Below are 8,611 nucleotides of genomic sequence, written 5' to 3'. Positions count from 1 at the left end.
TGGCCAATATCGTGGCCGGTCGTGGTGTGGTCAAGGAGTTCATACAGCAGCAGGCAACCCCGGATCAAATTGCGCGGGAGAGTGAAGCGATTCTCACGAATCCGGATTACAACGACGCCATGCGTGCCGGCCTCGCCGCCATTCAGCATCGCATGGGTGAGGGCGGCTGTGCCGCACGGGTAGCCCGCATGGTATCGGAACTGAGCCGCAAAAGCACAGCCAAGGAGCGTTCTGCGTGAGATACAACCCACGGCTACTCTACAGGCGTCTGTATCGCTATTCGAAGCCCTACCTTTTCAGGATACTGCTGGCGATGGCGGCATCGCTGCTGGTGTCCGGTTCCGATGTGGCTACCGCCAAGCTCGTCAAGCCTTTTGTCGATGATGTGCTGATCGCCAGCAAAAGCGGTCTGGTCAATCTGGTGCCGATCATTGTCCTGGGACTGGCTCTGATCAAGGGCGCCGGCCGCTATATCCAGGAATATTTCATCAAAACCGCCGGCCAGTTGGTGGTGCAGGATATTCGCAACGATCTTTACCGGCACTCTATGAACCTTTCCATGGGCTATTTTTCACGCAGTTCCACTGGCAATGTGATGTCCCGCATTCTGAACGATGTCGGGTCGCTGCAGCGCACTGCCGCGGACGTGGTGGTGGAGGGGCTGAGAGAGAGTTTCACCCTTGTCGGTCTCACGGTGGTGGCTTTCCAGAGCGACTGGCGCCTCGCCAGCATCGCTTTTGTGGTGATGCCGATCTCCATCGTGCCCGCCAGTGTCATCGGCCGGCGCATCAAGGACAATACCCGCAGAGGGCAGGGGGCTCTCGGCAACCTGACCCGCGTGCTGCAGGAAAGCCTTGCCGGGATCAAGGTGATCAAGGCCTTTGGTACCGAAACCCGCGAGAGCGAACGTTTTCGAAAAGAGAATCAGCGATTTTATTATTTTATTCGCAAGGTGCTCAAATACGATTCGGCGGCGACGCCGGTGGTGGAAATCCTTTCTTCCATCGGAATCGGGGCGGTGCTCTGGTACGGCATTCAACGGGTCAGCCAGGGCGCGATGACCCAGGGTGACCTGTCCTCCTTTCTGGCCGCCATGTTGATGATGTACGCGCCCCTGAAGCGCCTGACCAAGGTCAGCAACGCCGTGCAGCGCGCCCTCGGTTCGGCCGAGCGTGTGTTTGAGCTGATGGATGAAAAACTTGATATCGTGGATCGGGAAGACGCCCTGGTGGCCGCCCGTCCGGCCGGCCACATACGGTTTGATCATGTCGGTTTTTCCTATGGGGAGGAGCCGGTCCTGCACGATTTCAATCTCGCTATCCAGGCCGGCGAGATCGTCGCGCTGGTAGGCCCGAGTGGCAGCGGCAAATCGACCATTATCGGGCTGCTCAACCGGTTTTACGACCCTCAGCAGGGCCGCATTCTGATCGACGGCCAGGATATCCGGCAACTCACTCAGCAAAGTCTCAAACAGAGCATCGCCCTGGTCGATCAGGAAACATTTCTGTTCAACGATACGATCCGCAACAACATCCGCTACGGTCGTCCGGAAGCTACGGACGGCGAGGTGGAAAAGGCGGCCTCTCTTGCCTACGCGGACGAGTTCCTCAGCGTCATGCCGGAGGGATACGAGACGGTCATCGGCGATCGCGGCGTGCGTTTGTCCGGAGGCCAGCGGCAGCGTATCTGCATCGCCCGCGCCATCCTGCGCGACGCGCCGATCCTGCTGCTGGACGAAGCTACCAGCGCTCTGGATACGGAGAGCGAAGCCATGGTGCAGAAGGCCCTGGTCAATCTGATGGAAAATCGCACGACCATCGTTGTCGCCCACCGGCTTTCAACGGTCATGCATGCCGATAAAATCGTCGTGCTCGAAAATGGCCGCATCTGCGAAACCGGCAGGCACCAGGATCTGTTGTCCGGCGAGGGGCTTTATCGGCGTTTATATGAAATGCAGTTTGCCGACCGTGTCTGACCGGCAGGCGAGGGGAGGATGGCGTGTACCTGCTGTATGATCTGATCTGGCTGTTTTGTTGCCTGTTGCTGGTGCCCTGGTATCTGTTGCGCAGACACTGCGGCGGCAAGAACCGGCAGGGGTTGCGCGAGCGCTTGGGCTGGTATGCCAGAGGGCGCCTGGCACCGCTGGAAAATCGCCCGGTGCTGTGGCTGCATGCCGTGTCGGTGGGAGAAACCAGAGCCGCCATTTCCCTGATCCGGGCCCTCAAAAAAGCTTTTCCGGAATACGCGCTGGTTCTCAGCAATGTTACCGAAACCGGCCACGCCATCGCCCGGGAAATCGCCGAGATCGACCTGTGTCTGTTTTTTCCCTTTGATATTTCCCTGGCGGTGCGGCGGGTTTTGCGCCAGTTGCGCCCCGCCATGGTTGTCATTGTCGAAACCGAAATCTGGCCGAATCTGGTGCGGTGCGCCCATCGCGCCTCGATTCCGCTGGTGCTGGTCAATGGGCGCATATCGGACCGGTCCTTCCCCCGGTATCATAAAATTCGCTCCCTGCTGCGGCCTGTACTGAACCGGTTCGCATTCCTGTGCATGCAGACCCGCCAGGATAGGGAACGCATCCTGGCGCTCGGCGCGTCTCCGGAGCGGGTCGAGGTGTCCGGTAATCTCAAATTCGACATGTCCTGTGACGGTATCGGCAACCGTTCCTCTCAGGAGATGCGCGCCGTTTACAAATTGCCCGCCGATGCCCTGGTCTGGGTGGCCGGGAGCACGCACCCCGGCGAAGAAGAGCAGATACTTGAAACCTTTGAGAAAATACAGCGGCAAAACACCGGCGTCTGTCTGGTGCTTGCGCCACGCCATCCGGGCCGCTGTCCGGAGGTGGGACAGTTAATGACGAGCCGCGGGCTTGGCTGGACGGCTCGCACCGACCTTGACCGCCGCAAGACTCCCTTGCAAACCGGCGAGGTGCTGCTGGTCGATACGGTCGGCGAGTTGCTGAATCTTTATGCGGCCGGCGACGTGGTTTTTGTCGGCGGCAGTCTGGTGCCTGTGGGCGGGCACAACGTGCTGGAAGCAGCGTTACTCAAAAAACCGGTTTTGTTTGGACCTCACATGGAAAATTTCCGGGAAATCGCCCACCTTCTGGTCGAGGCCGGCGGCGGCCGGATGGTTCAGGCCGAGGATCTGGGCGATGCCATGAGCGCATTGCTGGCCGATCGCCAGCTCAGGCAGTCCATGGGCGAGGCCGGATTCCGGTTCTTGCGGCAGCATGCCGGCGCCACGCAGCGCACGGTGGAGGTTATGCGGCGCCTGTTGAGGTCATAGCATGTTCAGACCGGTTTTGTTTTACCGCCGCCTTGGTGTTGCGGGACCGCACGCTTTTTTGGAATGGCTGGTGTATGTCCTGTTGCTGCCGGTAAGCTTTTTGTACGCGGCCCTCATGCGTCTGCGGGCTTTTCTGTACCGCATTGGCTGGTTGCATGTCTACCGTGCGCCAGTTCCGGTCATATCCGTCGGCAATCTGAGCGTGGGAGGCACCGGCAAGACGCCGGTTGTCGACTATCTTATCCGTTGCTGTTTGTCCCGGGGCAGGCGCGTGGCGGTGGTCAGCCGTGGTTATGGAAGTGCGGACGGACCGGCACTGCGCGTGGTGTCGGCGGGCAAGGGTCCGGTTCTGGATGTGCGGCAGGCCGGTGACGAGCCCTGGCTGCTGGCTCGCCGCAATCCTTGTGCCTGCGTGGTGGTCGCGCCGCGCCGCGCCGATGGCGTGCGTTATGCTGTTGACTGCCTGGGAGCCGACCTGGTGCTGCTTGATGACGGGTTTCAGCATCTTGCGGTTGCAAGGGACTTCGATCTGGTGCTGCTCGATGCATCGCGGCCCTTTGGTAATGGCAGAGTGCTTCCGGCCGGCATCCTGCGGGAACCGATCTCTGCTTTGAAGCGCGGCAGCCTGTTTTTATTGACCCGTGCCTCCGGTCCCGGCGCGGATCCTCCACTGCTGCCCGGACCCGTGCTGCGCTGCCGGCACGTCATGGCGGATCATGCCATCGGTCCGAATGGCAATTCCTGGTCCTTTGCCCAATTGGCGAAGCTGCGTGGCCTGGCTTTCGCGGGCATTGCCGAGCCGCAGAATTTCTTTCACGGTCTTGAACAGCGCGGTCTGAAACTGCATCAGATCCTTTGTTTTTCGGACCACACCAAGTATGATGAACAGGATCTTTCCCGGTTGGTGGCCGCGTCGGTTCAGGCGGATTATCTGATCACCACCGAAAAAGACGCTGTCAAGCTGATGGCGGCGCGCCTGCCTCTGCCCTGTTATGTCGTAACGATGGATGTGGAATTTTTCGAAACGGGAGAATTGGAAAAGCGGCTGTTTGCCGTCATCGATGCGAAAGGGTAAATACCATGCCTGTTGATCGAGAACTGCTTGAAATACTGGCCTGTCCGCAATGCAAGGGGCCTTTGCGACCGATAGGGCCGCCCGAAGCGCTGGCCTGCGACCATTGCCGGCTGCTTTATCCCGTAGTGGACGGCATCCCCGTGATGCTTGTCGACGAAGCGCTGCCATTTCACGCCGAACACCCCGGCACATGACGGCACTTTTCTCCCATCCGGGCCTCTTGCTCCGAATCGGGGCATTGACGGAGTGACAGCCATTGAAACCAATTGATCCGAAAACGGTGCACCGCATCATGGTGCGTTCCACCAACTGGGTTGGGGACGCGGTGATGACCACGCCGGCCATGGCCGATGTGCGTCGCGCCTTTCCCGAAGCCGAAATAGTGGTCATCGCCAATCCCCTTGTCGCACAGCTTTTCACCTGCCATCCCGATTGCGACCGGGTGCTGGTCTACGACAAAAAGGGTCCCCATGCCGGAATGGCCGGACTTTGGCGGTTCTCCCGTGCGTTGCGCGAGGAAAACTTCGATCTGGCGATTCTGCTGCAGAATGCCATCGAAGCCGCCGTCATGGCGTTTCTGGCCGGTGTGCCGAGGCGCGTCGGCTATCGGACCGATGCCCGCGGCTGGCTGCTGACCCACGGTGTGGCGGTCGGCCCCGAGCAGAAACGATTGCATCACACGGAGTATTATCGTTTCATGTTGCGGCAATTCATCGCGACGCAGGGCGATGGTCGCCTGCGTCTGACCTGCAATGCCGAAGAAACCGCGTGGGCGCTTCATACCCTCGGTGACGGCGGCTGGGTCGCCATCAATCCCGGCGCCGCCTACGGTTCGGCGAAGCGTTGGCTGCCCGAGCGGTTTGCCGAGGTCGCCGACAGTCTGCACCGGGAATTCGGCCTGCGCGTGGTGTTGACCGGCGGCCCCGCGGAGCAGGAAATCGGCAGGGATATCGAACAGGCCATACAGGCGCCGGTTCTGAACCTCATTGGCAAAACTTCGATACGGCAGATGATAGCCGTGCTGGCATCCTGCCGGCTGGTGGTGACCAACGATTCGGGGCCGATGCACGTGGCCGCGGCTTTTGATATCCCGATCGTGGCGGTGTTCGGTCCGACCGATCACAGCACCACTTCGCCCTGGTCAAAAAACAGCCGTATCGTGCGCAAGGCAACGGCCTGCGCGCCCTGCCTGCTGCGCCAGTGCCCCACCGATCACCGTTGCATGCGTGCCATTACCGCCGAAGACGTCATGCAAGCGGCCCGTGCCTTGCTCGGAGGGACCGCATGAGGGTTCTGATCGTCAAAATAAGCGCCCTTGGCGATGTGGTGCATGCCCTGCCGGTATTGACGCATATCAAAAGCGCCTATCCCGAAACCAGCATCGACTGGCTGGTGGAAGAGGCCTTTGCGCCGTTGCTCGATGGCCATCCGGCTCTGCGCCGGATCCATCGCCTTGGCCTCAAGCGCTGGCGCCGGCAAGGTCCTGGCGCGGTCTGGGCCGGGGTCATGGATACCCTGAAAGAATTGCGCAGCGAACGTTACGACCTGGTGCTTGATTTGCAAGGTAACTGCAAAAGCGGTCTGTTCACCTTGCTTTGTGGAGCTCCCCGGCGTTATGGATTCTCCTCCAGCGGCGTGCGGGAATGGCCCAACCTGTTGGCGACCAATCACAAGGTGCAGCTTACCGCAGCGGATCACCACGTCAGCGACCGATCCCTTGCCTTGGCTCGTGCCGCCTTTCCTCTTGGTACGGTTCGCTCCCTCGCCGGCCCCATGTCCGTTTCCCCCGCAGCCCGTACCGCTGTGGAGAAACAGCTTTGCGCGTTGGGTCTGAACGGCCAAAGCCTGGTGGTTCTGCAATACGGCACCACCTGGCAAACCAAGCTGTGGCCCCTCGATTCGTGGCAGGATCTGGCCCTGCGGATGTGTCGGGAGGACCAGCTGCGGCCGGTTCTGATCTGGGGCAACGATGAGGAGCACCGGGCCGCCGAAGCGATATCGCGCGCCACCGACGGTCGCGCCCTGGTCTGGCCGCGAGGCAGCCTGCAGGAACTGGCTGCCCTGCTGGAGCGGGCGGATCTGGTTGTGGGCGGGGACACCGGGCCGATTCACATTGCCGCCGCCCTTGAAACCCCCACGGTTTCGATTTTTCGGGTCACGGACGCCAGCCGAAACGGACCCCGCGGCCCGTTGCACATCCGCTTGCAGAGTCCCCTGGAGTGCTCGCCCTGTCTGCGAAAAGACTGCCCGCGGGATTCAGAATGCGGTCACAGCATCGGCGTCGACCAGGTGCTTGAAGCGAGTCGCGCACTGTTGTCCCGACGCAGCATGTGATCTCGGCGGCGGGCGCGACAAAATGTTATCTGGTGTCCATCCGGAAATGTCCGGTGAAAATCAGCTTGTCTCCATCCGGAAACTGCGGATGGAGACAGCGTAGTTTTCATATGGGAAACGAGCAATTTTTCGTTGTGTCAAGGAAATCAAGGGGTTGCGCGGAGGCGTACATCGGTACGCCGCACAGGCAAGCCTGCGGATTGACGCCGCCACGGCGCAAAAGGGCCGTTTCCGGATGAAAACCAGCTTATATAAGAAAGGGTCTGCTTGCTTGAAGACCGCTCCCGTAACCGTCATAACAGCCGTCTATAATGCCGAGCGTTTTCTTCGGGAAACCGTGGAATCGGTTTCGAAACAGCAGCTGTTGCCGGTTCAGCATCTGCTTGTCGATGATTGTTCCACGGACGGGTCTCTGGACCTGGCGCGCGAGCTTGAGAAGGAATTCCCTTTGGTTCGCGTTGTATCCCTTGAAACAAACGGCGGTTATCCCGCTGCGTTGAATGCAGGCCTGCGTGAAGCCGCCTCGGAGTATGTGGGGATCCTGGACAGTGACGACATTGCCATGCCGCACTGGCTGGCATCGGTGGTTCCGGTTCTCGATGGCAATCCGGATATTGGTTCGGCAGGCGGGGGCGGTGTTATCATGACCCATGACGGGCTGGTAACGGGACATGCCAAATACTGTTCGCAGGCAGGTGATGTCACAGCTGAGGTTATGGCTGGAAAGTATGCCATATTGCATCCAGGATCCGTTCATCGCCGCGATTTTCTATTAAAGACAGGTGGCTATAACCCGCGGCTCCGAAGTGCCGAGGATTGCGACATGTTCCTGAATATGGCCTCTGTGGCACGTCTGGTAAACGTGGGAGAACCCTTGATTTATTATCGACGCCTGCCGGGATCTGAAAGCCGCAAAACGCCTGAATTTGCGGCTTTGGCGGAGGCCTATCTCGCGCAAAAAGCGCAAATGCTGTCCGCGGGCAAATCCTTGCCGGCAACCAATGCCGAGCTGGCGTCGCTTGTGAACGCCCTGGCGGCTCTGCCGCGACTGGCTCCGCTTGTGAAGGGAGCCTATGAATATGAAATGGCTGAAGCGCTGCGCCGTGGAGACCGGCGCCTTTGCGCCTCCCGTTTTTATTTTGCATCGGCAATCTCCGGTCATAAGCGTTTTTTATGCTGTCGACGCGCTCTGCGCTGTCTTATGCCGCGGCTGAAATCGACCTCCGAGCCGAAAAAGGCCTGAAAAAATGCAAACCGATGTCCACGTTCCCCCGGTGTCCGTGATCCTGCCTGTTTTCAACGCTCAGGCCACTGTCGCCGCCACATTGCAATGCCTGTTGAACCAGACCTTGAAAGACCTGGAAATTATCGTGGTCAATGATGCCTCCGCAGATGATTCCCTGACGGTTGTCGAAAGCATAGCGCGAAAAGATCAGCGGGTCCGTTTGCTGTCTCTGGAAAAGAATGCGGGTGTGTATCGAGCCCGAGCGGAAGGCATTAAAATTTCAAGGGGTGAGTATGTCGGATTTGTTGATGCTGACGACTTTGCCAAGCCCGATATGTTCGAAATTTTGTTTTCCAACTGCAAGCAACACCACGCCGACATTGCTGTTTGCGGGGTGGACTGTGTTTCCGATTCCGGAAAATTTATCCACCATAAAGTCAAATTTAAAAAAGACAAAAACGTTACAAGCCAGATCTTCTCAGGTTTTTGCCGAAAACATTTCGGGACGGGAGCTCTGTGGAACAAGCTTTACCGCAGGGAACTGATTGAAACCTACGCTACCAGGCCATTTCGATGGCGCCAGGATATTGGCGAAGATACCATCGTTAACGTTGGCTGTTTTCTTGACGCCAGACGTATCCGATTGATTGATAAGTCTCTTTACGAATATGTCATGCATCCCCGAAGTA

At 59.1% G+C, this 8,611-nt stretch carries 8 protein-coding genes and 1 pseudogene; all 9 read left to right on the top strand.

Annotated features, from left to right (window positions below):
- Positions 1 to 239: pseudogene (locus tag AB7E65_RS10380) on the top strand (lipid-A-disaccharide synthase); the annotation flags it as partial.
- Positions 236 to 1,975: an ABC transporter ATP-binding protein gene (locus AB7E65_RS10375; protein ID WP_072287333.1), complete on the top strand. Its 1,740-nt coding sequence runs from the start codon at positions 236 to 238 to the stop codon at positions 1,973 to 1,975. The pseudogene AB7E65_RS10380 and the gene AB7E65_RS10375, both read left to right, overlap by 4 nt.
- A gap of 23 nt (positions 1,976 to 1,998) precedes the next feature.
- Positions 1,999 to 3,288, top strand: a complete 1,290-nt coding sequence (locus AB7E65_RS10370; RefSeq protein WP_072287334.1) for a 3-deoxy-D-manno-octulosonic acid transferase — start codon at positions 1,999 to 2,001, stop codon at positions 3,286 to 3,288.
- A 1-nt stretch (position 3,289) separates the two neighbouring features.
- Positions 3,290 to 4,363, top strand: a complete 1,074-nt coding sequence (gene lpxK, locus AB7E65_RS10365) for a tetraacyldisaccharide 4'-kinase (protein ID WP_428745840.1) — start codon at positions 3,290 to 3,292, stop codon at positions 4,361 to 4,363.
- A 5-nt stretch (positions 4,364 to 4,368) separates the two neighbouring features.
- Entirely contained in the window at positions 4,369 to 4,557 is a 189-nt protein-coding gene (locus AB7E65_RS10360) for a Trm112 family protein (protein WP_072287336.1), read from the top strand.
- A 62-nt stretch (positions 4,558 to 4,619) separates the two neighbouring features.
- Positions 4,620 to 5,651 carry a lipopolysaccharide heptosyltransferase II gene (gene waaF / locus AB7E65_RS10355; protein WP_428745839.1) on the top strand — a complete coding sequence of 344 codons (1,032 nt, stop codon included), beginning with the start codon at positions 4,620 to 4,622 and terminating at the stop codon, positions 5,649 to 5,651.
- On the top strand, positions 5,648 to 6,697 hold the full coding sequence (waaC, locus tag AB7E65_RS10350) for a lipopolysaccharide heptosyltransferase I (protein WP_428745838.1): 1,050 nt from the start codon (positions 5,648 to 5,650) through the stop codon (positions 6,695 to 6,697). The genes waaF and waaC overlap by 4 nt, the downstream gene beginning before the upstream one ends.
- Positions 6,698 to 6,968: 271 nt before the next feature.
- Positions 6,969 to 7,940: a glycosyltransferase family 2 protein gene (locus tag AB7E65_RS10345; protein WP_158515868.1), complete on the top strand. Its 972-nt coding sequence runs from the start codon at positions 6,969 to 6,971 to the stop codon at positions 7,938 to 7,940.
- A 4-nt stretch (positions 7,941 to 7,944) separates the two neighbouring features.
- The coding region (locus AB7E65_RS10340; RefSeq protein WP_428745837.1) for a glycosyltransferase at positions 7,945 to 8,611 on the top strand (667 nt) is incomplete at its 3' end.

Origin of the sequence: Syntrophotalea sp. (assembly GCF_050253115.1) — a bacterium.
Lineage (GTDB): Bacteria > Desulfobacterota > Desulfuromonadia > Desulfuromonadales > Syntrophotaleaceae > Syntrophotalea > Syntrophotalea acetylenica.
This window is presented reverse-complemented; position numbering and strand designations above follow the sequence as displayed.